The organism is Amycolatopsis albispora (assembly GCF_003312875.1).
GTDB lineage: Bacteria > Actinomycetota > Actinomycetes > Mycobacteriales > Pseudonocardiaceae > Amycolatopsis > Amycolatopsis albispora.
This window is the reverse complement of sequence record NZ_CP015163.1, coordinates 1051168-1075088: the sequence shown is the minus strand read 5'-3', so window position 1 is coordinate 1075088 and position 23921 is coordinate 1051168. Positions and strand designations below refer to the sequence as shown.

At 72.1% G+C, this 23921-nt stretch carries 19 protein-coding genes; 6 read left to right on the top strand and 13 right to left on the bottom strand.

Features of this window, described 5'->3' with window-relative positions; all coding sequences use genetic code 11:
- Positions 1 to 29: 29 nt before the first annotated feature.
- Together A4R43_RS05225 and A4R43_RS05220 are read right to left on the bottom strand one after the other, a co-directional pair.
- Entirely contained in the window at positions 30 to 1265 is a 1236-nt protein-coding gene (locus A4R43_RS05225) for an SAM-dependent methyltransferase (RefSeq protein WP_236808781.1), read from the bottom strand.
- 29 nt (positions 1266 to 1294) lie between these two features.
- On the bottom strand, positions 1295 to 1990 hold the full coding sequence (locus A4R43_RS05220; protein WP_162788323.1) for an alpha/beta hydrolase: 696 nt from the start codon (positions 1988 to 1990) through the stop codon (positions 1295 to 1297).
- 66 nt (positions 1991 to 2056) lie between these two features.
- Here A4R43_RS05220 and A4R43_RS05215 point away from each other — a divergent pair, with 66 nt between their 5' ends.
- Positions 2057 to 2794, top strand: coding sequence for a sugar isomerase domain-containing protein (locus A4R43_RS05215; RefSeq protein ID WP_236808780.1), 738 nt, complete (start codon positions 2057 to 2059; stop codon positions 2792 to 2794).
- 26 nt (positions 2795 to 2820) lie between these two features.
- On the opposite strand, the gene A4R43_RS05210 is transcribed toward A4R43_RS05215, so the two are convergent.
- The gene (locus A4R43_RS05210) at positions 2821 to 4689 is read right to left on the bottom strand and encodes an ABC transporter ATP-binding protein (protein ID WP_113691254.1); all 1869 of its coding nucleotides are present in this window, start codon (positions 4687 to 4689) and stop codon (positions 2821 to 2823) included.
- Between the two features lie 184 nt (positions 4690 to 4873).
- On the opposite strand from A4R43_RS05210, the gene A4R43_RS05205 reads away from it, so the two are divergent.
- The gene (locus A4R43_RS05205; protein ID WP_113691253.1) at positions 4874 to 6142 is read left to right on the top strand and encodes a glycosyltransferase 87 family protein; all 1269 of its coding nucleotides are present in this window, start codon (positions 4874 to 4876) and stop codon (positions 6140 to 6142) included.
- Here the strand turns inward: A4R43_RS05205 and A4R43_RS05200 are convergent.
- The 4 genes from A4R43_RS05200 to A4R43_RS05185 all read right to left on the bottom strand — a co-directional run bounded on the left by A4R43_RS05200 (position 6129) and on the right by A4R43_RS05185 (position 13001).
- On the bottom strand, positions 6129 to 6338 hold the full coding sequence (locus tag A4R43_RS05200) for a helix-turn-helix domain-containing protein (RefSeq protein ID WP_005437638.1): 210 nt from the start codon (positions 6336 to 6338) through the stop codon (positions 6129 to 6131). The two genes, A4R43_RS05205 and A4R43_RS05200, sit on opposite strands and share 14 nt — an antisense overlap.
- Positions 6339 to 6549: 211 nt before the next feature.
- Positions 6550 to 8178: an ABC-F family ATP-binding cassette domain-containing protein gene (locus tag A4R43_RS05195; RefSeq protein ID WP_113691252.1), complete on the bottom strand. Its 1629-nt coding sequence runs from the start codon at positions 8176 to 8178 to the stop codon at positions 6550 to 6552.
- A 204-nt stretch (positions 8179 to 8382) separates the two neighbouring features.
- Positions 8383 to 11283, bottom strand: coding sequence for a S8 family serine peptidase (locus tag A4R43_RS05190; protein WP_113691251.1), 2901 nt, complete (start codon positions 11281 to 11283; stop codon positions 8383 to 8385).
- A gap of 143 nt (positions 11284 to 11426) precedes the next feature.
- On the bottom strand, positions 11427 to 13001 hold the full coding sequence (locus tag A4R43_RS05185) for a deoxyguanosinetriphosphate triphosphohydrolase family protein (RefSeq protein ID WP_113691250.1): 1575 nt from the start codon (positions 12999 to 13001) through the stop codon (positions 11427 to 11429).
- A 38-nt stretch (positions 13002 to 13039) separates the two neighbouring features.
- Between A4R43_RS05185 and A4R43_RS05180 the strand changes: the two genes are divergently transcribed.
- Both A4R43_RS05180 and A4R43_RS05175 read left to right on the top strand, forming a co-directional pair.
- Positions 13040 to 14167 (top strand): lycopene cyclase family protein, encoded by a 1128-nt coding sequence (locus A4R43_RS05180; protein ID WP_113691249.1) that lies wholly within the window; start codon positions 13040 to 13042, stop codon positions 14165 to 14167.
- A 71-nt stretch (positions 14168 to 14238) separates the two neighbouring features.
- Entirely contained in the window at positions 14239 to 15951 is a 1713-nt protein-coding gene (locus tag A4R43_RS05175) for a GGDEF domain-containing protein (protein WP_113691248.1), read from the top strand.
- On the opposite strand, the gene A4R43_RS05170 is transcribed toward A4R43_RS05175, so the two are convergent.
- Both A4R43_RS05170 and A4R43_RS05165 read right to left on the bottom strand, forming a co-directional pair.
- Positions 15935 to 16591, bottom strand: a complete 657-nt coding sequence (locus A4R43_RS05170; protein ID WP_113691247.1) for a response regulator — start codon at positions 16589 to 16591, stop codon at positions 15935 to 15937. The two genes, A4R43_RS05175 and A4R43_RS05170, sit on opposite strands and share 17 nt — an antisense overlap.
- A complete protein-coding gene (locus A4R43_RS05165; RefSeq protein ID WP_113691246.1) occupies positions 16588 to 17817 on the bottom strand; it encodes a sensor histidine kinase in 1230 nt (409 codons plus the stop codon). The genes A4R43_RS05170 and A4R43_RS05165 overlap by 4 nt, the downstream gene beginning before the upstream one ends.
- A gap of 108 nt (positions 17818 to 17925) precedes the next feature.
- On the opposite strand from A4R43_RS05165, the gene A4R43_RS05160 reads away from it, so the two are divergent.
- Positions 17926 to 19872 (top strand): ABC1 kinase family protein, encoded by a 1947-nt coding sequence (locus A4R43_RS05160; RefSeq protein ID WP_236808779.1) that lies wholly within the window; start codon positions 17926 to 17928, stop codon positions 19870 to 19872.
- On the opposite strand, the gene A4R43_RS05155 is transcribed toward A4R43_RS05160, so the two are convergent.
- Complete coding sequence (locus tag A4R43_RS05155) at positions 19865 to 20749, bottom strand: LysR family transcriptional regulator (RefSeq protein ID WP_113691244.1); 885 nt, start codon at positions 20747 to 20749, stop codon at positions 19865 to 19867. The two genes, A4R43_RS05160 and A4R43_RS05155, sit on opposite strands and share 8 nt — an antisense overlap.
- Positions 20750 to 20825: 76 nt before the next feature.
- Between A4R43_RS05155 and A4R43_RS05150 the strand changes: the two genes are divergently transcribed.
- On the top strand, positions 20826 to 21542 hold the full coding sequence (locus A4R43_RS05150) for a CTP synthase C-terminal region-related (seleno)protein (RefSeq protein ID WP_113691243.1): 717 nt from the start codon (positions 20826 to 20828) through the stop codon (positions 21540 to 21542).
- A 232-nt stretch (positions 21543 to 21774) separates the two neighbouring features.
- Here A4R43_RS05150 and A4R43_RS05145 read toward each other — a convergent pair whose 3' ends face one another.
- The 3 genes from A4R43_RS05145 to A4R43_RS05135 are packed head-to-tail and all read right to left on the bottom strand — an operon-like array spanning position 21775 to position 23920.
- A complete protein-coding gene (locus tag A4R43_RS05145) occupies positions 21775 to 22176 on the bottom strand; it encodes a metal-sulfur cluster assembly factor (RefSeq protein WP_113691242.1) in 402 nt (133 codons plus the stop codon).
- Positions 22173 to 22634: a Fe-S cluster assembly sulfur transfer protein SufU gene (gene sufU, locus A4R43_RS05140; protein ID WP_113691241.1), complete on the bottom strand. Its 462-nt coding sequence runs from the start codon at positions 22632 to 22634 to the stop codon at positions 22173 to 22175. Before sufU ends, A4R43_RS05145 begins: the two co-directional genes overlap by 4 nt.
- Entirely contained in the window at positions 22634 to 23920 is a 1287-nt protein-coding gene (locus A4R43_RS05135; protein ID WP_113691240.1) for a cysteine desulfurase, read from the bottom strand. The genes sufU and A4R43_RS05135 overlap by 1 nt, the downstream gene beginning before the upstream one ends.
- Position 23921: the final 1 nt, after the last annotated feature.

Genomic DNA, 23921 nt, shown 5'->3' with positions numbered 1-23921 from the left:
GGTTGTGCGGACCACCCCGAAGTGGCCCGCTACCTGCCGAAGGACAGCTGGCGCACCTTGATGTAGCCGGAGCGGAACCCGGCTTCGGAGTAGGCGAGGTAGAACTCCCACATCCGCTTGAACACCTCGTCGAAGCCGAGCCCGGAGACCTCGGACCACCGCTGGGTGAACCGCTCGCGCCACTCACGCAGCGTGCGCGCGTAGTCCTGGCCGAACTCGCGGGCCGCGCGCAGCTTCAGCCCGGCCTGCTCGGCTAGCCCGCTCTCGATCGACTCGGGCGACGGGATGAGCCCGCCGGGGAAGATGTACTTGTGCATCCAGGTGTACGACGAGGCCGCGGCGAGCATGCGGTCGTGGTTCATCGTGATGGCCTGCAGGCCGAGCTTGCCGCCGGGGCGCAGCCGCTGGCCGATGGTCCGGTAGAAGGCAGGCCAGTACTCCGCGCCGACCGCCTCGATCATCTCGACGCTGACCACCGCGTCGTACTGGCCTTCGGACAGCCGGTAGTCGCGCAGCTGCACGTCCACCCGGTCGGACAGGCCCGCCTCGGCGATCCGCTTCTTGGCCAGCGCGGCCTGTTCCCCGGAGATGGTCAGTGAGGTGACCTTCGCGCCGCGTTGCGCCGCCCGGATGGACAGCTCACCCCAGCCCGTGCCGATTTCGAGCACCTCACTGCCCGCGCGGACTCCGGCGTAGTCCAGCACACCGTCGATCTTGCGGCGTTGCGCGGACGCGAGATCCTCGCCCGGCGAACCGTACAAAGCAGACGAATACGTCATCGTCTCGTCGAGAAAGGTGGCGAACATTTCGTTCGACAGGTCGTAGTGCCGGTGGATGTTCTGCCGGGCGCCGTCCACCGTATTCGCCTCCGCGGCCGGCTGGCGCCGGTCGACGAACCGCCGGAACCGTTGCAGCACCGGCGGAATCAGCGTGGCCATCCGCTCGGCGAACGGGGTGAGCACCTCGGCCAGCGCGTCGGAGGTCCAGTCCCCGACCATGTACGCCTCGCCGAAGCCGATCTTCGCGTCCACCCCGAGGCGGTGGAAGAACTCGGCCGGGCGGCGCAGGTACATGCGTGGCGCGTCGGGTCCGCCGGCGCCGAGCCAGCGGCCGCCGGGCAGCACGACGCGCACGTCGAGCGGCCGGACCGCACGCCGGAACAGTGCTTCGGCGATCTTCGCCCGCAGCGGTGAATGCGGTGCCTTCGCCAGCTCGGGCCAAGCGCCGCCGTCCACCGCCGCCGGTCCTGCTTCTGATCTGGTCACGGAGAATCCCCTCTCACCGGTAGTGCCGCCTAAAGCGGAATTCGCAGCCGTTCCGCGACCGGCCTGGTCCACGCGGCGGTCAGCGTGCCGTCCGACGGCGGCAACCCGAGTGTGTCCAGTGTGAAAGCACAAACCAGCCTGGTCCATACCGGCGCGCGGCGCACCATCGCGTGTCCCTCGTCGGTGACCTCGAACCGAGCGATCCGCGACGCCGCGGTTTCGGCGCGGCTGCCGAAGGTGTACGAGTCGGCCGGGCTGGTGATGAGGTCCTTGGTGCCGTGGGCGATCAGCACCGCCCGGTCGCGCACGGCGGCCACCGGTTCGTCCCGCGGCGTCCACGGCGCGAGCGCGCAGACCCCGGCCACCGCCGGGTCGTCGGCCACGCGCAGCGCCACCCGGCCGCCCATCGAATGGCCGACGAGCACCACCGGCACCCCGGGGTGGTCGGTGTGGATGCCCTCGAGCGCCCAGCGCGCGTCCCGCACCGCGTCGAGACCGGGTTCGTTCCAGCCGCGCACGCGGTTGCGCAGCAGCCGGACCTCCACCCCGTGCCGCGCGACGGCCCGGTGCAGCGACTTCGCGATCGGCACCATCCGGAGATAGGCCAGGCGCCACGGCCGGACCACCGCGCTGCCGTGCTCGGCGCCGCCGTGCAGCACCAGTACCACCGCGCGAACTGGTCCGCGCGCACGCCGGATGGTGACAGCAGCCTGTCTTCCGCTCAACGCCCACCTCCCACTCCGATCATGGCAAGGTTGCTTCGTAGCCGACCATTCCCAGGAAGGGACGATGTGGTGAGCGCCACCCAATCCACCGAATTCGCCGATCTCGCCGCGACCGCGCTCGAGCGCGCGCGGACGGCCAACGCCGAGGCCGTCACCGCGGCCGCCGCCCAGATCGTGCGGACCATCCGGGCGGACGCGCTGATCTTCACCGCGGGCGCCGGGCACTCGCTCGCCGCGGTGGCGGAGACCTTCTACCGCGCCGGCGGGCTCGCCAACGTCTACCCGCTCTACCACGAGGAGTTGCTGCCGCTGCACGGCGCGCAACGCAGCACCAAGGCCGAGCGCCGGTCCGGCCTGGCCGCCGAGGTGCTCTCGGTGAAGGCGCCCGGGCCGGACGACCTGCTGGTGGTCTTCTCCACTTCCGGGGTCAACCCGTACCCGGTGGAACTGGCGATGGCCGCGCGCGAGGCGGGCGCGCCGGTGATCGCGGTCAGCTCGCGGGCCTCGGTCGAGGCGGCACCGCGGCGGTCGGCGAGCACGCTGGTCGAGCAGGGCACCATCGTGCTGGACACCGGCATCCGGCCCGGCGACGCGAGCTATCCCGCCGACGAGCCGGTGACCGGGCCGCTGTCCACTGTGGTCAACGCCTTCCTGTGGAGCCAGGTGCTCACCGCGGTGCTGGAGCAGGCCGCCGCCGAGGGCGTCGAAGTCCCGCTGTGGCGCAGCTCCAACGTGGACGGTGGCGACGAGGCCAACGCGGCGTTGTTCGAGAAGTACCAGCCGCGCGTGCCCATGCTGGGCTGAGTCACCGGGCGGCCCGGCCACCGGTGTTACACCGGGGCCGGGTCGTCGGCGAACTGGGTGCGGTACAGCTCCGCGTACCGCCCGTCCGCGGCGAGCAACTGCTCGTGCGTGCCGCGTTCGACGATGCGCCCGCTTTCGACCACCAGGATCTGGTCGGCCGCGCGCACGGTGGACAACCGGTGCGCGATCACCAGCGAGGTCCGCCCGCGCAACGCGTCGGCCAGCGCCTCCCACACCGCGGCTTCCGACGACGAGTCCAGGTGCGCGGTCGCCTCGTCCAGCACGAGCACCCGCGGCCGCGCCAGCAGCAGCCGCGCGATGGTCAGGCGCTGCCGTTCGCCGCCGGAAAGCCGGTAACCGCGTTCACCGACCACGGTGTCCAGCCCGTCCGGAAGCGCGCCGATCGTGTCCGCGAGCCGTGCCCGGCCGAGCGCGTCCCACAGTTCCTCGTCGGTCGCCTCCGGCCGCGCGTAGACCAGGTTCGCGCGAATGGTGTCGTGGAACAGGTGCCCGTCCTGCGTGACCACGCCGACGGTGGACCGCAGCGTGTCGAAGCCCAGGTCACGGACGTCCACACCGGACAACCGCACCGCGCCGGAATCCACGTCGTACAACCGCGGCAGCAGCGAGGCGATGGTCGACTTGCCCGCGCCCGAGGAGCCGACCAGTGCCACCATCTGGCCCGGCTCGGCGCGGAAGCTGATGCCGTGCAGCACTTCCTCACCACCACGACTGTCCACAGTGGCTACTTCTTCGAGCGAGGCGAGCGAGTACTTGTCGGCCGACGGGTAGGCGAAGCGCACGTCGTCGAACTCCACCGACACCGCCTCGCCGCCGGGCAGCCGCTTCGGCTCCGGCTTCTCCTTGATCATCGGGTCGAGGTCGAGCACCTCGAAGATCCGCTCGAACGAGACCAGCGCGGTCATCACGTCCACCCGGACGTTCGCCAGCGCGGTCAGCGGGGTGTACAGCCGGGTCAGCAGCAGCGCCAGCGCGACCACCGTGCCCGCCGCGAGCTGCCCGTTCAGCGCCAGCCAGCCACCGAGGCCGTAGACCAGCGCGAGCGCCAGCGCGGAGACCAGGGTGAGGCTGGTCAGGAACCAGCGGGTCAGCATCGCGGTGCGCACGCCGATGTCACGGACGTGACCGGCCCGCGCGCCGAACTCCTCCGCCTCGGCCCGCGGCCTGCCGAACAGCTTGACCAGGGTGGCGCCCGGCGCGGAGAACCGCTCGGTCATCTGCGTGGTCATCGAGGCGTTGAGCACCGACGCCTCGCGCTGCAGCGCCGCCATCCGCCGCCCGATGCGGCGGGCGGGCAGCACAAAAACCGGCAGCAGCACCAGCGCGAGCAGGGTCACCTGCCACGACAGCGCCAGCATCACCACCAGGGTCAGCACCAGCTGGATCGAGTTGGTCAGCAGCCCGGACAGCGTCGCGGTGAAGGTCCGCTGCGCGCCGATCACGTCGTTGTTCAGCCTGCTCACCAGCGCGCCCGTGCGGGTGCGCGTGAAGAACGCCACCGGCATGCGCTGCACGTGCTCGAACACCGCGCGCCGCAGGTCGAAGATCACGCCCTCGCCGATGCGCGCGGACTGCCACCGCTCGGCCAGGCCCAGCGCGGCGTCGACCACCGCCAGCCCGGCGATCGCCAGCGCCAGCCACACCACCACCGAGGCCTGCCCGCCGCTGGTGATCACGTCGATCACCCGGCCGGCCAGCAGCGGCGTGCTCACCGCGAGCACCGCGGAAAGCACCGTCAACCCGCCGAACACCGCGAGCCTTCGCCAATGCGGCCTGGCGAACTTGGCCACCCGCTTGACGGTGCCCCTGGTCAGCCCGCGCGGCACCTCGTCCGCCCGCATCGCGCCCATCATCAGCGACCACGCGTTGTCCATCTGTGCCACCCTTCCCCCAGAACCTCAAGTAACATAGAGGTTTTCGCCGGATATGCCCTGGACAACAGTAGAACCCAACCCGTTGTTCCCGATCCGCCGGAAATCTTTCCCCGGTGCTCGGTAGCCTGCATGCCACAGGCAGGATTTCCGTGGCTGGTGTCGTCGTGAAGGTGAGCAGAATCGCGTGGTCCGCACCGTTTCCGAGCGTCTGCGGCAGTTCGTGTCCGGGCAGCCGCTCACCGTGGACCTCGCGGTCTACTTCGCCTGTGCGGTCTACGCGCTGATCCTGTCGGCCACCAACGAGTTCTACGGCTTCCGGATCTGGGGCAACTTCGCCACCGCCGCCTACGGCCTCGCCTTCGCGCACACCGCCTGGCTGCTGGCCACCCGGCGGCGCGAGGAACACCGGTGGTGGCGCAGCCGCTGGGTGGGCGTGGCCGTGGTCGGCGTGGTGGGCATGCTGGCGCCGCTGATCACCCTGCTCTTCCGGCGGCTGACCGGAGTGGACTGGCTGAGCACCCCGTGGTCGTGGAGCGCGCAGCCCGAGGTCTGGGTGATCGAGCGCTCGGCCACGCTGCTGTTCGAGCACGGCACGCCGTACGTCGACGTGCACGCGCTCGGCAGGCTGCCCGAGGTCAACGACTACACGCCGTACGGCCCGGTGATGACCGTGTTCGGCATGCCGAGGGCGCTGCTGGGCGACAGCTCGCTCACCGACGCGCGGCTGATGTTCGCGCTCACCGCCGCGCTGTGCGTGTGGGCGAGCCTGCGCGTGCTGGGGCGCCCGCGCGTCCCCGTCACCGCCGCGCAGCTGGCCGTGGCCTTCCCGCTCACCGCGCTGACCTTCGCGGTCGCCGGGCCGGACCTGGCGATCATCGGCCTGGTGGTGCTGGGCACCGCGCTCGCCGCGACCGACCGCCACCTGGGCGCGGCCGCGGTGATGGCGCTGGTGGTCAGCGCCAAGCTGACCGCGCTGCCCGCCGCGGTGGTGGTCGCGGTGCTGATCGCCGCCCGCCTCGGCGCCCGCGCGCTCGGCACCGCGACCCTCGCCTTCGCCGGGGTGTGCGCGGTGGTGAACCTGCCCGTGCTGCTCGCCGATCCCGCCGCCTTCGCCGAGCACGTGGTGCGGTTTCCGGCCGGGCTCGGCGCGGTCGCGTCACCGGCGACGAGCCCGTTCCCCGGATACCTGATCGCGAGCACCGGCGAGGCCGGGCACGTGGTGGCGATCGTGCTGCTGGCCGCCGCGGCGCTGGCGCTGAGCTGGTGGCTGCTGCGCCTGCCCCCGGTCACCGGGGCGGATGCCATGTTCCGCATCGCGGTGGGGCTGGGCACCTCGATCCTGCTCACCCCGGCCACCCGGTTCGGCTATCTGGTGTACCCGGTGGCGCTGTTCGGCGCGATGCTGTGTTTTCCGCGCGAAACCCCGGACGAGCGGATTGTTACTTCTTCTTGACCCTGGTCGCCCCGCCGCGCCCGCGCAGCTGCACGCCGGATTCCGAAAGCACCCGGTGGACGAATCCGTAGGACCGTCCGGTGGACTCGGCCAGCGCGCGAATGCTCGCGCCCTTCTCGTATTTCTTCTTCAGGTCAGCGGCCAGCTTGTCGCGCGTGTTACCGGTGATCCGCGCGCCCTTCTTCAGGTCAGCCACGTCTCTCCGCCTTCCGCATGAGCGTGTTCTGGGCCACATTCGACCCCTGCCGCCGCAATGATCGAACACTGAGCCGCGGAATGCCAGACGACAGGCGAAAAACATGCTGAAACCGCCCTGACATTGGGCCATTCCAGTGCTTGCCGGGGTGCTTGTTGAACATCAACTAAGCACATGATCAACCGGACGGACGGTTTCCTGGCGAAGTACCTCAGGCCAGTTGCACGAGCTCCAGATAGTCCGGCGACCAATGGTCCTCGGTGCCGTCGGGCAGCAGGATCACGCGTTCGGGTTCGAGCGCCTCGACCGCACCCGGGTCGTGCGTCACCAGCACCACCGCACCGGAGTAGGTGCGCAGCGCCTCGAGCACCTGGGCGCGGCTGGCCGGGTCCAGGTTGTTCGTCGGCTCGTCGAGCAGCAGCACGTTGGCGGCGCTGGAAACCAGCCCGGCCAGCGCGAGCCGGGTCTTCTCGCCGCCGGAGAGCGTACCGGCCGGCTGGTCCAGCTGCTCCCCGCTGAACAGGAAGGAGCCGAGCAGGTTCCGCAGTTCCTGCGCGCCGGTGTCCGGCGCGAGGTGCCGGATGTTCTCCCAGACGCTCGCGTCGTGGTCCAGCGTTTCGTGTTCCTGGGCGTAGTAACCGAGGCGCAGGCCGTGCCCGGGCACCGTTTCACCGGTGTCCGGCCGCTCCATTCCGCCGAGCAGCCGCAGCAGGGTGGTCTTCCCGGCGCCGTTGAGGCCGAGTACCACCACTTTGGACCCCCGGTCGATGGCCAGGTCCACCCCGGTGAAGATCTCCAGCGAGCCGTAGGACTTCGACAGCCCCTCGGCGGTGAGCGGGGTCTTGCCGCACGGCGCGGGCGCCGGGAACTTGATGTGCGCGACCTTGTCCGCCTGGCGGGTGTCGTCCAGGTTGGCCAGCATCTGCTCGGCGCGGCGGGCCATGTTCTTCGCGGCCACCGCCTTGGTCGCCTTGGCACCCAGCTTGGCCGCCTGCTGCTGCAGCGCGGACGCCTTCTTCTCGGCGTTGGCGCGCTCGCGGCGGCGGCGCTTCTCGTCGGTGGCGCGCGCGTCCAGGTAGCGCTGCCAGGTCATGTTGTAGTGGTCCAGTTCACCGCGGGTGGCGTCGAGGAACCAGACCTTGTTGACCACCTCGGCGAGCAGTTCCACGTCGTGGCTGATCACCACGAGCCCGCCGTCGTGCGCCTTGAGAAAGCCGCGCAGCCAGGTGATCGAGTCGGCGTCGAGGTGGTTGGTCGGCTCGTCCAGCAGCAGGATGGTGTCCGACCGGCCGCTGGCCCCCGCCTCGGAAGCGGCGAACAGGATGCGCGCCAGCTCGACGCGGCGGCGCTGGCCACCGGAGAGCGTGCGCAGGGTCTGCGCCAGCACGCGGTCGGCCAGGCCCAGATTGGCGCAGATGCGCGCGGCTTCGCTCTCGGCGGCGTACCCGCCGCGCGCGGCGAAGCGCTCTTCGAGCCTGCCGTAACGGCGGATCGCCTTGTCGCGCTCGTTGTCGTCGACCAGTTCGGACATCGCCGACTGGGCCTTCTCCATGTCACGCAGCAGCGCGTCGAGGCCACGCGCGGAGAGCACGCGGTCCTTCGCGGTGACCGAGAGGTCGCCCTCGCGCGGGTCCTGCGGCAGGTAGCCGAGTTCACCGGCGTGGCGGACCTCGCCGGCGTAGGGCTCGCCCTCACCGGCCAGCACCTTCAGGGTGGTGGTCTTGCCGGCGCCGTTGCGCCCGACCAGGCCGATGCGGTCGCCCTGCTGGATGCGCAGGGAGGTGTCGGCGAGCAGGATGCGGGAGCCGGCGCGCAGCTCGAGGCCGGAGGCCGTGATCACAGGAAACTCCGAGGTGGGAAGGTGGATTCCGGACAGCGTCGGGCACGCCCGCGGTGCGTTCACGCGGGCGGCGCACTACTCCAGGAGAATGTCCACGAACCCAGTGTACGGCCCGCCGTCCACCGAATTACCCGGCCCATGACCGGGATCACCCTCCCGGCCCCGCACCGTCCACTCCGGACAGTGCGGGGCCGGGGCGGGGGATCAGACCGGGCGGACCGGTCCGTTGCGCACTTCCTGGCGCACCTGCGCGGGCTTTCCGGCACCGCTGACGTATCCGTTGAGGTGCAGCGAAACCGCGCGGATGGTGCCGGAGTCACCACCGATGACGTCCCTGGCGTGGAAGGTCCAGGTGCCGTCCACGCCACCGGCGATCAGCCCGGACAGCGCCGCGGCCGGGCGCCACGACCCGGTGAACGGCGCGTCCGAGAACGACACCGAGCTGAACGCCCGCGCTGCGGTGTCGGTGAAGATCACCTGGCACAGGTTGTTGCCCGAACTGCCGTTGCGCTGGAACACCACCGCCTGCGCGCCCGACGGCGCGGTCAGCGTGCCGACCAGGTCACCGACGTAGGAGTGGCTCACGCCCACCGTGGTCGAGGTCTGGTCGGTGCTGCACGTGCTGCCGTCCACCGAGAAGGTCAGCTTCGACGCGCGGCCCATGCCGGTCACCTCGATCGGCACGCTCACCCCGGCCTGGTTGTTGTCCGGGATGGCCACCGGCGCGCCGGCGTAGGCGAAGTCGGTGGCCACCGGCGACGGCTTGCCGACCGCCACCGGGAACCGGACCGTGGTCGGCGAATGCGCCCCGGCGAAGCTCACCTTGACGTCCAGCAGGACCGGCTCGCCGAGCTGGTGCGTCGCGGGCACGGTGATGCCGAACTCGTTGATCCCGGTCTGCTTCGGGCTGATCGTGCCGTAGGACTTCGACCGCGGCGTGAGGGTCACCCCCGGCGTCGGCGTGCTCAGCACCACGCTGGTGGAGACCGACGGCCCGTCACCGGTGTTGGTCACCGGCAGGCTGAGCTTCGCGGTCTCACCGGGGTCGAGGTAGCTGTCGGCACCGAGCACGGACGGCGCCCTGGCCACGGTCACCGGCTGCGGGCTGGCGCCGGTGTAGTCGAGCACCCGGTCGGCCAGCAGCACCCCCGCACCGCTGAGCACGTCGGTCCCGGCCAGCTCGATGTCGGCCGCGGTGTTGACCAGCGCTTCCCGCATCTCCTTCGGGTGCAGGCCGGGATTGCCCGAGAGCACCAGCCCGGCGATCGCCGCCGCGTGCGGGGCCGCCGCCGAGGTGCCGAAGAACGGGTTGAACCCGGTCACGCTGGTGCTCACCCCGTCGGCCGCGGTCAGGTCCGGCTTCTGCCGCACCTCGCCGCCGGTGGCCGAGACGTCGCCGGGGGTGATCGGCGTGCCGTCCGCTTCGTAGAACACGCGGCGCGGGCCGTCCGAGCTGAACCGCTCGATCTGCGTGTCCGGGCCGAACGAGCCGGGGAACGGCCCGGCCGGGTTGGCCGGATCACCCGGCTCCAGCGGCGAGCCGAACGGCTTGGCCGCCGGGGTCGCCGCCACGCTGTAGGCCTGCCGCGCGGCCGAATGGCCCACGGTCACGCCCGGCGTGGTGTACGCCTTGAGTCCGTCGGCCGAGTCGGAGAAGCGCCCGCCGAGCCCGGACAGCGACAGGTACCGGTTCTCCCCGGAGTACTTGACCACGGCCAGCCGCAGGCCGGTGCCGCCGAACAGCGGGGTGTCCAGCCGCTCGTACGGGTCCTGCGTGCCGGTCTGGTTGTTCTGGCTCATCGCCACCACCGCACCGGTGGCGTTGAACAGGTACAGGTCGTAGTCGTTGGCGGACTTGCCGACCGGATCCGACCAGAACAGCGTGACCACCACCGAGCCGGATGAGGCGTCGGAGATCGGCTCGAAGATCTGCGTGCCCTCCGCCCCGGCGAAGTCGTGCGCGGCACCGGTGAACTTGCCCGCCTGCAGGCCGGAATCGGCGAAGTCGCCTTCCCAGTGCGCCGTGGTGCCGTCGCTGGTGTTGCCCTCGTTGCCCGCCGAGGAGAAGTACAGCGCGCCGTCGGCGGTCACCTCGTTCACCGCCTGCGCGATGATCCAGTCCTGGAACGGCGATTCCTTGAAGTACAGCACGTCGTCGACGATGATGTCGCAGCCCGCGTCGAAGCGGAGCTTGCGGATGTTGTCCGCGAACCCGGCGTCGGAGCTGAACGCGGTGGCGAAGCCGAGGTCCGCGCCCGGCGCCACGTCGTGGATGATCTCCAGCATCGCGGTGCCCTCGTTGCCGGTGCCCTCCTGGCCCGGCAGCACGTCGATCGACGGCGGCAGCTCGCCCCTGGCCTGCGAGGCGGCCAGTGAGGCGACCCCGTCGGACAGCGCGCAGATCTTCACCCCGGCGCCGCTGACGCCGAACTGCTGGCGCGCGGTGTCGGCGTTGTGCGCCCGGTCGCCCTCGCTGGTGACGGGACCGGCCTGGATACCGGCCTCCGCCTGCGAAAGCTCGGTTTCCAGCTTCCGCGCGAACTCCTCCTTGCTCTGCGCGGGCGCGTCGTCCGACCGCGGGGCCCGCGCGGACGGATCGCTGAGCTGGTGCGCGGTGACCGCCTGGACGGCGGGTTCGATCAGCCGCACGTCGGCGCGCTGCGCCAGGCCGGTGACCGCGTCGAGCGGCAGCTCGGCGCGGATGCTGGCCGCCTTCTCCGAAACGGTCCGCAGTTCCGCGCCCGCGGCCCCCAGGCCCGCGAGCAGGTCCCCGGTGACCGCGGTGGCCCGGATGTCGACGGTCACCGTGCCGCGTTCACTGACCTTCGCACCGGTGTCCAAAGCGGACAATTCACCGGCGGGCAGCCGCTGCGCGCGCCGCTGCCGCTCCAGCAGGAGCTGGCTGTCCACTTTGGATTCGGCGGGGGTCTGCGCGCGCTTGAGTTCCTGCAGCGCGGCGATTTGCTGGAACACCTTGTCCTGGACAGCCGCGGCGGGATCCGCCGCCGCGACCGCCGGGCTGAGCACCCCGGCGGCGAGCGCGGCGCAGGCCGCGGTGGTCAGGCCTCTTCGCGTTCTCCCGCGGGGTCGTCGAGCTGGACGCACAAGCGCCTCCGATTTCCTGGCGCGTGCCCCGACTCACGCTGGCCGATCGCCGGTGATCACCGGCTGAGACCACTTAAGTGCAGAGCGCAGGGCTTGGCAGCAGCCTTTCGGGTGACCGTCGATCGGTGAATTTCTGACGGCGCCTACAGCACGAACGAATCGGACCACGGCTGCGAGGCGCGGCCGGTCAGCGCGTCGAGCAGGCTGACCGCCTGCTTGTCGGTCAGCGAAGCGACAAAGTCGACCACGGCGCGCCCCCGGGCCAGCGCCCGCACCTCGTCCTGCCCGCGCACCGGCTCGCCGGTGGCCCCGATCAGCAGCTCCGGTGAATGCGCCGCCAGCTGCGCGTACTCGCGGTGCGCCAGCTCGACCAGGTCGTGCAGCCGCCGCGGCAGCCGGGACGCCTCGTCGCGGTCCACCAGCCAGGCGTCCAGCGCGTCGACCAAAGTGGACACCAGGCTGGCCTGCCCGCGCTGGTGCAGCGCCAGGTCCGGGCGGAGCAGCACGAACCGCCGGTGCACGAACTTGAGCACCTGCACCTCGTGCCACTGGGCGGGCCGCAGCGTGACGTGGCCGGAGCGGGTGGACGGCGACGGCGTCAGCGAAACCCCGCCGACCAGCCGCGCGGTCCAGCGCGCGGAGAACGCGGCGGTGGCCTGTTCGGCCTCGATCGAACCGTCGAAGGCTCCGGCGAGCAGGTCGTCGACCAGTTCACCGCGCACCCGCGCCACGGCCAGCGCGAACGCCTCGTCGTCGACGATCCAGCGGTCCTTCGCGTGCATGCGGCGGCGCAGGCGTTCCAGCGAGTAACCGGGCTTGCGCCGTTCGGCGGCCAGCGTGGCACCGTCCAGTTCGGACAGTTCGGCCATCCGCGCGGACCACTGGCCGAGCTCGGCGGCCACCGATGCGTGCTGCAGCACCCCGATGCGGTGGAAGTCCTGCAGGTCGTGGATGGCGTAGGCGATGTCGTCGGCGGTGTCCATCACGGACGCCTCGACGGTCTGCTGCCAGTGCTCGAGCCTGCCCGCGAACGGCGCCCGCGCCTCGGCGAAGTCGTCGAGTTCGGTGCAGTAGGCGGAGAACTTGCTCGCCCCGGTGCCCGGCGCGTTCTCCGGCTCGGCGGCACCGCGTGGCGGCACGCGCATGCCGGACGGATGCGGATCGGGCACGTGCAGCCGCGCCCACGGGTACTTCAGCACCGCGGCACGCACGGCGGCGGTCAGGTCCAGGCCGATCGCGGCGGGACCGCGGACGTCGGTGGTGGTCAGGATCCGGAAGGTCTGCGCGTTGCCCTCGAAGCCGTCGGCGAGGCCGTAGCGGTGCCGGGCGATCCGGTCGAGCACCTGCTCGCCGAGGTGGCCGAACGGCGGGTGCCCGAGGTCGTGCGCCAGCGCGGCCGCCTCGGCCACGTCGGGGTCGCAGCCGCCGAGCTTCTCGGCCAGCTCGGCGGTGTCGGGCGAGGCGGTCAGCCGCTCGGCGATCGCCCTGGCCACCTGCGCCACCTTGAGGCTGTGCGTGAGCCGGTTGTGCAGCAGGCCGGCGCCGCCGGCGCTGACCACCTGGGTGACGCCGCCGAGCCGGGCGAAGAACGGGGAGGCGGCGATCCGGTCGCGGTCGATCCGGAACGGGCTGCCCGCCAGGTCCGCGGCCGCCGAGGACCGCGCCGCCTGCCGGTCGTGGTCGCGGCGGTGGGCCCTCGGGTCCTCAGCGTTCGGCACGCCCTACACCCTAAGCCGTCTTATGGTGGGATTCGGCCATGGACACGATCATCGCCGGGGCGGGTCCGGCGGGGTGGGCGCTGGCCGGGGCCTGTGCCCGCGCCGGGCTGCGGGTGGCGCTGGTCGACCCCGCCCCGTGGCGGCACTGGACGCCGACCTACGGGCTCTGGCGCGACGAGGTGCCCGGCCTGCCGGACGCGGCCGTGGCCGCCGTGCCGCACACCGTGCTGGCCACCGCGGTCACCACGCACCGGCTCGACCGCGAGTACGTGGTGCTCGACAACCGCGGCCTGCGTGACTGGCTCGTCCACCCGGCCGTCGAGGTGATCACTGGGCGTGCCGAGGCGGTCACCAGGGGCGAGCGCGGCGCGACGGTCCGGCTCGCCGGTGGCAGGCGGCTGGCGTGCGCGGTGGCCGTGGACGCCACCGGGGCGCGGCGCGCGCTGTCCGGCGGCCCGGTCCGCGACCCGGCCGCGCAGACCGCGTTCGGCGTGGTGCTGGACGAAGCGGCGGCCGAGCCGGTCACCGGCCACCGTCCCGGCACGGCCGTGTTCATGGATTGGCGGCCCTCCCCCGACCCCGCGGATTCGGCCGTGCCGACCTTTCTCTATTCACTGCCGCTCGGTGCCGGCCGCACGCTGGTCGAGGAAACCTCGCTCGCCGCGAAACCCGGTGTGCCGCAACAAATTCTTTCCACGCGGTTGCGTTCACGGCTGGCCGCCGCCGGAGTCATCGGACCAGCCGAGGCCGAACGCGTCCGCATTCCGCTCGATCTGCCCATTCCGCGCACGCTCGCGTTCGGCGTCGCGGGCGGTTTCACGCACCCCGCCACCGGGTACGGCGTCGCCACCGCGCTGCGGCTTGCTTCCCCGGTGGCACAGGCCATCGCGGCCGCGGGCAACCCGCGCGAAGCCGATCGCGCCGCCCGTCAGGTCCTCGCCCCGGCCCGCGCGCGCCAGGTGCACGCGCTGCGCCGGTTCGGCCTGCGTGTGCTGACCGGACTGCCGCCGGCGCAGGTGCCCGAATTCTTCGAAATGTTCTTCACACTGCCGCCGGAACAGCAGCGCGCCTATCTGTCCGGCCGTGAGGACCTGACCGGGACCGCCGCCGCCATGGCGGGTCTTTTCCGGCTCGCGCCGTGGCGAATCCGCACCCGGATGGTCTAATTGCGCGACCTCCCGATGAACTTTTGTTTACAGACCACCCGAATCGGCCCCGGACTCGGCACGATGCGGGCGTGGGCCCGACCCAGATCGCCGTCAGCTTCGCCTTCCAGCCGCTGTACAGCCTGCACACCGGCGGTGCCGTGGCACTGGAAGCGCTCGCGCGCGCCGGTGCCGGGGAGCATTCGGTGGCCAGGCTGCTCGACGACGCCGCCCGTGCCGGACGGCTCGCCGAGACCGACGTGGCACTGGCCGCGCACGCCGTCCGCCAGGAGGCCGACGGCGGGTCCGCCGAGACCCTGCTGCCGCTGCACCTGAACCTGAGCGCCGCCTCGGTCGCCGAGGGCGCGCAGCGGTTCACCCCGCTGCTCGATGTGCTCGACGAGGTGGGCAGGCGCCCGCGTGAGGTGGTGCTGGAGATCGGGCCGCCGTTCAGCCGGGTGCGGCCAGCCGACCTGCTCGAGAGCATGGCCGCGCTGACCGATCTCGGCTTCCGGCTCGCGCTCGACGGCCTCGGCCGCGGTGACCTGCCGCTGGCGCTGCTGGCCGCCGCCCCGGTGAGCACGCTGAAGGTGGACGGCACGTTGATCGCCCGTTCCCCCAACTCCCCCAACGACACCGCCACCGCTGCGGTGTTCGAGTCGCTGCTGCACTTCGCCTCGCGCACCGGAGCCCGGCTGGTGGCCACCGGGATCGAGAACACCCAGCACTTCGAGGTGGTGCGCGGCCTCGGCATCCGGGTCGCGCAGGGCCCGCTGTTCACCGGCACCGAGCAGGGCGGCTGGCTGGACGGGGTGACCGCGCCGCTGCCGATCACGGCCGGTCCCGCCATGCCGTCGGCCGCGCCCGGCGTGAAGGACTTCCTGAAACCGGCGACCACGCTGCCCGCCACGGCCACCTGCGAGGACGTCCGCGAGGCGCTGGCCAGCACCGAACGGGCCACCGGCATCGTCGGCGTGGACGAGCGCGAGCGTCCACTGTGGTCGGTCGACCGGGCGCGGTTCCTGCTCGCCTTCACCGGCCCCTACGGGCACGCGCTGCACGCCAAGCGGTCCGCTGACCGGCTCGCCGACACCCCGCACACCATCGACGTGGAGGCCTCGGCGCTGGAACTGCTGGACGTGGTCGCCGACGCCGACTGGGACCGCACCGGCGACGACGTGGTGGTGGTCGACCGGCGCGGCCGGTGCCTGGGCGTGGTGCAGGTGACCGAGGTGGTGCGCGGCGTGGCCGAGGCGAAGGTCGAGGAGGCCACCGCGCTCAGCCCGCTGACCCGGCTGCCCGGCACCGACACCGTGGCCAGGGACATCGACCGCCGGATCGCCGCGCGGGAGCCGTTCGTCACCGCCTGGCTGGACGTGGACTCGTTCAAGGCGGTCAACGACAACGCCGGGTTCGCCGCGGGCGACGACCTGATCCGGGAGCTGGGCCGCGCGCTGACCGAGGTGGCCGCGCGGCTGCACCGGGTGACGGTCAGCCACGTCGGCGGTGACGACTTCCTGGTCGCCTGCGACGTCGACGAGATCGCCACGCTCGCCGCGGCCATGCTGGACACCTCGTGGTCGGCCGACGGGCACCCGGTTTCGGTGTCGCTGGCCACCCTGGTCTGCATGACCTCCTCGGTGAGTTCCTACCGCGACGTGTCGAAACTGCTGGCACCGCTGAAAAAACGCGCCAAACAGGTGCGCGGGTCGAGCTGGGTGCTGGGCCGGCCCGGCTCCGACCGCGTCGAGGTGCTGCGCGGCCGCGGTGGCAGGCCGGGATCCGGGGTCAGCCGACCGGCTTGATGAAGCCCGATTCGTAGGCCTTGATCACCGCCTGCGTGCGGTCACGCGCGCCGAGCTTGGCCAGCAGGTTGCCGACGTGGGTCTTCACCGTCTGCACGCCGAGGAAGAGCTCGCCCGCGATTTCCACATTGGACAGTCCTTTCGCGACCAACCGGAGCACTTCGGACTCGCGCTCGGTCAGGCCCGCACCGGCCAGGCGGTCCTGCCCGGCGCCGGCGTCGGCATGGGTGGCCGCCAGGCGCCGGATGGCGGCCGGGAACAACAGCGAATCACCGGCCGACACCGTGCGCACCGCCGACACGATCTCCTCCGGCCGCGCGCGCTTGAGCAGGAACCCGCTCGCCCCGGCACGCAGCGCTTCGTAGACGTAGTCGTCGTTCTCGAAGGTGGTCACCACCACCACCTTCGGCGGGTTGTCCATTGTGGACATCAGGTGCCCGGTGGCGCGGATGCCGTCCACCGCGGGCATGCGCACGTCCATCAGCACCACGTCGGGCCGCAGCTTCGCGACCAGGCCGGGCACCTCGGCACCGTCCCCGGCCTCGCCCACCACGGTCAGCTCCGGCTCGGAGTCGATGATCGCGCGCAGGCCCGCCCTGATCAGCTGCTCGTCGTCGACCAGCAACACACCGATGGTCATTTCCCGGCTCCCCACGGCAATCGCACCAAGACCTCCCAGTGTTCTCCGTCGCGCCCGGCGCTGAACTCCCCGCGCAGCACCTCGACCCGTTCCGCCATGCCCCGCACCCCGCGCCCGCCGGTGGGCCGCGACGCCACCGGCTCCCCGGCGGGATTGCGCACCCGCAGCTCCAGCTGGTCCCCGCCGATCGCCAGGCGCAGCGCCACCGGGACCTTACCCGCGTGCCGCAGCACGTTGGTCAGGCATTCCTGCAGGATGCGGTAGGCCTCGCGGGAAACCACCGCGGGCACCTCACCCGGTTCGCCGGTGACCTCCGCGGTCACCGGCACCCCGGCCAGCCTGGTGGCCTCCAGCAGGCCGGGCAGCTCGCCCAGCCCGGCCTGCGGTGCCTTGCCCGGCTTCTCCTCGCGCAGCAGGCCGAGGACGTGGTCCAGGTCCTCCAGCGCCGACCGCGCGGCGTCCTCGATGGCTTCCAGCGCGCGGCCGGTGAAGTCGGGGTCACGCCGCAGCAGCCGCCGCGCGGCCCCGGCCTGGATGGTCACCACGCTCAGCGCGTGGCCCACCGAGTCGTGCAGTTCCCTGGCCAGCCGGTTGCGCTCGGCGAGCTGTTCGGTGCGCTTCTCCAGCTGCGCGATCCGGTCGGCCGCGGAGATGCCGAGCAGCACCGCCGCCGCGCGGCCGAGCAGGGCACCCGCCGCCGAAACCGCGTAGATCAGGCCGACCACCAGCAGCAGGAACAGCACCGGCACCCAGGCTCCGGCCCAGCCACGCGGCACCGCGATGCCCTCCTCGGTGGCGATCGCGATCCGCCCGGTGAACGGCCCGGCGAGCGACAGCACGAACACCACCGGCAGCACCAGGCTCAGGAAGCTGAGCACACCGCCGGTGAGCACGTGCAGCACGAACATCGCGCTGGAGCGCAGCCGCACCGGCCAGTTCTCCGCGCGGCCGAAGGTCGCGCCCGGCGCCGGGTCGTCGAGCAGCTCGCGCACGGCGGTGCCTTCGAGCACCCGCACCGCCGGGATGAACGAGCTGGCCACCAGCACCAGGATCGCCACCAGCCCGCCGACCACGGTGGCGGTGCCGATGCCGGCGGCGATCGGGGTCACCGACGGGATCGCGATCGAGGCGAAGATCAGGTACGGCACGAACAACGCGCCGCCGAGGATCAGGTAGGCCCAGCGGCGGTAGGTCGACCGGTTCACCACCGGGTTCAGCAGGCGCACCCGATGATCGTAGGCGGCCCCGCGCGCCGCCGGGTTCCCTCCGGAGAGGGAGGCCGCACCCGCGCGAGCGGGACCCGCGCCACCGGGGTGCGCTGCTCTACTTCCCGGGTGTCCTCTTTGGTCTTCGGTTTGCTCAGCCTGCCGTTCTACGTGGTGTTCCTCTGGCCGCTGGTGGCCGCCTCGCGGCGGGTGCTCGGCGTGCGCATCGGCGCGGTCCGCGCGCTGACCGGCGCGCTGCTCGGCTGGACGGTGGTCACCGGCGTGTTCACCCTCCTGCCCCCGGTCCAGCCGGCGAACCCGGCGGCCTTTCTCGGCCTGCTCGTGCCGATCGCCGGCGCGGCCTTCGTCACCACGCTGCTGTTCCTGTTCGTGGTGGAACTGGCGATGCCCAGCGGCGGCGGGCTCGGCCTGCTCGGCCGCATCCGCGCGGCACGGGCGAAGGCGGGGCGCGGCCGCCGGTACTCGCAGATCACCCGCATCGCGGTGAAGCACGGCCTCGGCCCGTACCTGAGCGGGCGCCGCGACGCCGACGGCAGCCGGGAAGCCGCGCTGGCCCGGTCGCTGCGCCGGGCGCTGGAAGACGCCGGGGTCACCTTCGTCAAGCTCGGGCAGCTCCTGTCCACCCGGCCCGACCTGCTGTCCCAGCCGTTCATCGACGAACTGAGCCGCCTGCAGGACGGCGTGGCGCACGCGCCGGCCGAGCTGATCGAGCAGGTGCTGCACGACGAGCTGGGCGCGCCACCGGCCGAGGTGTTCGCCGAATTCGACCCGACGCCGATCGCCGCCGCGTCGATCGCGCAGGTCTACCGCGCCAAGCTGCGCTCCGGTGAGCGGGTGGTGGTCAAGGTGCAGCGGCCGGACGTGCGCCGGGTGGTCGAGCGTGACCTCGACATCGTGCACCGGGTCGCGCGCTCGCTGGAGCGCCGCACGCGGTGGGCGCGTTCGCTGGGCATCACCGAACTGGCCGAAGGATTTGCCGTCGCGCTGGTCGAGGAACTGGATTTCCGGGTGGAGGCAAGGAATGTCGCCTCGGTCGCGGCGGCCCGGCCGGACAACTCGGTTGCCCTGCCCACTGTCCACGAAGGACTGTCCACCGAGCGCGTGCTGGTGATGAGCAGGCTCGACGGCGTGCCGCTGGGTTCGGCTTCGGTGCCCGCCGAGCGGCGCCCCGCACTGGCGCGGTCGCTGCTGGACTGCCTGCTGCACCAGGTGATGCTGCACGGCGTGTTCCACGCGGACCCGCATCCCGGCAACGTGCTGGTGCTCGGCGACGGGCGCCTCGGCCTGCTCGACTTCGGCTCGGTCGGGCGGCTCGACGCCAGCCTGCGCGGCGGGCTGCAGAACCTGCTCGCCGCGGTCGACCGCGGTGACCCAGCGGCCCTGCGCGACGGCCTGCTGGAGATCGTCGACCGGCCCGACGACATCGACGAACGGCGGCTGGAGCGCGCGCTCGGCGCCTTGGTGGCCAAGCACTTCAGCCACCGGCAGGCGGCCGATCTCGACCTGTTCACCGACCTGTTCAAGGTGATCACCGGCTTCCGGCTGTCGGTGCCGCCGCCGATCGCCGCGGTGTTCCGCGCGCTGGCCACCATGGAGGGCACGCTCGGCCTGCTCTCGCCGGGCTTCGACGTGATGAGCGAGTCGCGCTCGTTCGCCATGGCCAGGGTCGGCGAGAAGCTGCGGCCCGACTCGCTGCGGCAGGCCGCCACCGACGAGCTGATGTCGCTGCTGCCGGTGGTGCGGCGGCTGCCGAGGCGGCTCGACCGGATCAGCAGCGCGCTGGAGCAGGGCAGGCTGTCGGTGAACGTGCGGTTGCTCGCCGACGAGCGCGACCGCGAGGTGATCACCGGGTGGCTGCACGAAATCCTGCTCGCCGCGACCGGCGGTGCCGCCGGGCTGATGGCGGTGCTGCTGCTCGGCAGCGCGAGCGGGCCGCGGGTGCTGCCGGACGTCACGCTCAACCAGCTGTTCGGTTACAACCTGCTGGTGGTGAGCATGCTGGTCGGGCTGCGGCTGCTGTTCGTGGTGTTCCGGCGGCAGCGGCGGCTCAGGTGAGCGCCTTGACCAGCCCGGCCACCGGCCCGTCCAGGGCACCGGCGTGCACCGCCTCCACGCAGTGTGCCAGCCGTGGCTCGGCGATCGGCACGGCGGTCACGCCGGGGGCCGCTTCGGCGGCCGGGCGCGGCAGCACGGCCAGCCCGTGGCCACCGGCGACGAGCGCGCCGAGCGCGGCGACGTCCGTGCCGTCGTAGGCCAGCGCCGGGCGGAAGCCGCCGAACTCGGCGTTCGCCCGCAGTTGCGCCAGCGGCAGGCCCGCTTCGGGCGCGTCGATCCAGCGCGCGTCGGCCAGGTCGGGCAGGCGCAACGCCGTCCGCCGCGCCAGCGGGTGGTCCAGCGGCAGCGCGGCGACCAGCTCGTCGTCCCCGGCGGCGCGGACCACGCCGGTCAGCGGGGCGGCTTCGGGCAGGCGCAGCGGGTCGCTCGGGGCGGCCATGCCGTCGACCAGGCCGAGCGCGAGCGCGCCGGTGGACACCTCGTCGAGCACCGCCTGCCTGCCGAGCACGCGGACGGTCACGTGGGTGCGCGGGAACCGGCGGCGCAGGTCGGCGAGCGCGGTGGACAGGCGGGGTTTCACCGCCAGCGGCGAGGCCCCGATGGTGATCGCGGCGTTCGGGGTCGCGGCCACGCGCATGACGTCGGCGCGCGCGGCGTCGAGGCGGATGAGCAGCGGACCGGCGTGTTCGAGCAGACGGGTCCCGGCCTCCGACGGCGCGACCGGGCGGCGGAACAGCAACACGGTGCCGAGGTCGGCTTCCAGGCTGGCGATGTGCTGCGAGACGGCGGACTGGGTGTAGCCGAGTTCGCGGGCGGCGGCGCTGAAGGAGCCGCGGCGCACCACCGTGACGAAGGTACGGAGCAGATGCGGATCCATAACAATCATTATCGCTAATGTGCGCAGCAGTTTTCCTCGTTGGACCTGAACTCGCGGCGGGACCACGATGGAGGCCATGACCGCACCTGTCGCCCGGATCGCTCTGGTCGGCGACCGCTCCCCGCACGTCCGCTCGCACACCCGGATCCCGGCCCTGCTGGACACGCTCGCCGAACGCGACGGCCTGGTGCTCGACGCGTACTGGATCCCGACGCCCGAAGGCGGCGAGGTCGGCGGTTTCGACGCGATCTGGTTGCTGCCGGGCAGCCCGTACGCCAGCGAGGCGGGCGCGGTGGCCGCGGTGACGACCGCGCGGACGCGCGGCATCCCGTTCCTGGGGACGTGCGGGGGTTTCCAGCACGCACTGCTGGAGTTCGCACGCGAAGTGTGCGGGCTGGACTCGGCCGCGCACGCGGAGAACGCGCCGTCGGCGGCCGCGCCGGTCATCGTGCCGCTGGAGTGCTCACTGGCCGGTCACGAAGGCGCGATCCTGGTGGAGCCGGAGTCGCTGGCGGGCGAGATCCTGGGCGCGGCGCGGACGGTGGAGCGGTACCACTGCTCGTACGGGTGCAACCCGGAGTACCTGGACGTGCTGCGCTCCCACGGCCTGCGGTTCACAGGAACGGACGAGGCCGGGGACCCGCGAGTGGCCGAGCTGCCGGAGCACCCGTTCTTCCTGACGACCTTGTTCCAGCCGGAACTGGCACGCGACGAGGTGGCGCCGCACCCGATCATCCGAGCGCTCGCTTTTGCCGCCGTGGCGCACTTGGGTACCCAAAGCGCGGCCGTATAGATCGTTATACATGTCACGAATGTGGCTTTCGGGACACCAAACGTCTCGAAAGCCACATTCGTGACACCCGCCGGAGGCGGGGCACATTACCGGCCGCCAGCCGCGAGGTCGCGCCGGTCATCGGAGTGGGGCGCGTCGGGCCGCCCAGCGGCACGGCGTGTCCCGCTCCGATGACCGGCGCGACCTCGCCGCCCCGCCGGAGGCGGGGCCAACTACCCGGAGGCGGGGCCGACTACATCGTGAAGCCGAGGGCGCGGAGCTGGTCGCGGCCGTCCTCGGTGATCTTTTCCGGGCCCCACGGCGGCATCCAGACCCAGTTGATCCGGAAGTCCGAAACCAGCCCGGCGCCGCCGGTGAGCACGGACGCGGTCTGGTCCTCGATGACGTCGGTCAGCGGGCAGGCCGCCGAGGTCAGCGTCATGTCGATGGTGGCGGTGTTGTCCGGCTCCACGTGGATGCCGTACACCAGCCCGAGATCGACCACGTTGATGCCCAGCTCCGGGTCGACCACGTCACGCATGGCCTCTTCGACGTCCTCCACCTTGGCCACGTCCGCGACCGGCGCCGCCGGCTGCTCCGGCAGGTCGGCGGCGGTGCGCCCCTCGCGGTGGGCGGGAACCTCGGTCTCGCTCATTTCACCTCTCCGTTCGAACCAGCGGCCGGCGCCACGCTGCTCACGGCGTCCTTGAACGCCATCCAGCCCAGCAGCGCGCACTTCACGCGCGCCGGGTACTTCGCGACCCCGGCGAAGGCGATGCCGTCCTCGAGCACGTCCTCGTCCGGCTCCACCTGGCCGCGGCCCTGCATCAGCTCGACGAAGGCGTCCAGCGTGGTCATCGCCTCTTCCACGGTATGCCCGACGACCAGATCGTTCAGCACGGAGGTCGACGCCTGGCTGATCGAGCAGCCCTGCCCCTCGTAGGAAATGTCCGCGACGGTGCCGCCGTCGAGCGTCACCCGCAGCGTCACCTCGTCGCCGCAGGTGGGGTTCACCTGGAACGACTCGGCGTCGAACGGCTCCCGCAGGCCGCGACCGTGCGGGTTCTTGTAGTGGTCCAGGATGATTTCCTGGTACATGCTCTGCAGTTGCATCAAGCCACCCCGAAGAAGCGCTGCGCCTCTCGCACGCCGCGCACCAGTGCGTCCACTTCGGACAGCTCGTTGTACAGGTAGAACGACGCGCGCACGGTGGCGGGCACGCCCATCCGCCGGTGCAGCGGCCACGCGCAGTGATGACCGACGCGCACCGCGACGCCGAGGCTGTCCAGCACCTGACCGGCGTCGTGCGGGTGCACCCCGTCGATCACGAAGGACACCGCTCCCCCGCGGTCGGCCAGGTCGGCGGGCCCGATGATCCGGACGCCGTCGATCTCGGCCAGCCCGGCCAGCGCGGCCTCGGTGAGCCGGTGCTCGTGCGCGGCGATCGCGTCCATCCCGGCCGCGGTCAGGTAGTCCACCGCGGCACCCAGGCCGACCGCCTGCGAGGTCATCGGCGAACCGGCCTCGAACCGCTGCGGTGGCGGCGCGAAGGTGGAGCCCTCCATCCGGACCAGCTCGATCATCGAGCCACCGGTGATGAACGGCGGCATCGCCTCGAGCAGCTCGCGGCGCCCGTAGAGCACGCCGATCCCGGACGGGCCGAGCATCTTGTGCCCGGAGAAGGTGGCGAAGTCCACGCCCAGCCCGGCGAGGTCCACCGGCGCGTGCGGCACCGACTGGCAGGCGTCGAGCAGGGTCAGCGCGCCGACCCGCTTCGCCGCCGCCACCAGCTTCGCCACCGGGTTGACCGTGCCGAGCACGTTCGACTGGTGCGTGAACGCCACCAGCTTGGTCCGCTCGGTGATCAGCGAGTCCAGTTCGGACAGATCGAGGCGGCCGTCGCCGGTGACGCCGAACCAGCGCAGCTTCGCCCCGGTCCGCTGGGCCAGCTGCTGCCACGGCACCAGGTTCGCGTGGTGTTCCATCTCGGTGATGACGATCTCGTCGCCCGCACCGATGGCGAACCGCGCGGCCTCGGGGCCCGCGGTCGCCGAGTTGCTCATCGCGTAGGCGACCAGGTTGAAGCCCTCGGTGGCGTTCTTGGTGAACACCAGCTCACCCGGCGTGGCGCCGACGAACTCCGCGATCCGCGCGCGGGCGTCCTCGTAGGCGTCGGTCGCTTCCTCGGCGAGCTGGTGCGCACCGCGGTGCACCGCGGCGTTGGCCGTCTCCAGGAACCGGCGCTCGGCGTCGAGCACCTGCGCCGGGCGTTGCGAGGTGGCCCCGGAATCCAAGTACACCAAGGGTTTCCCGTCCCGGACGGTGCGGGACAGGATGGGGAAGTCGGCGCGCAGGGCGGCGACGTCCAAGGGCACAGAGTCGGCGGCGGTGGTGGTCAAG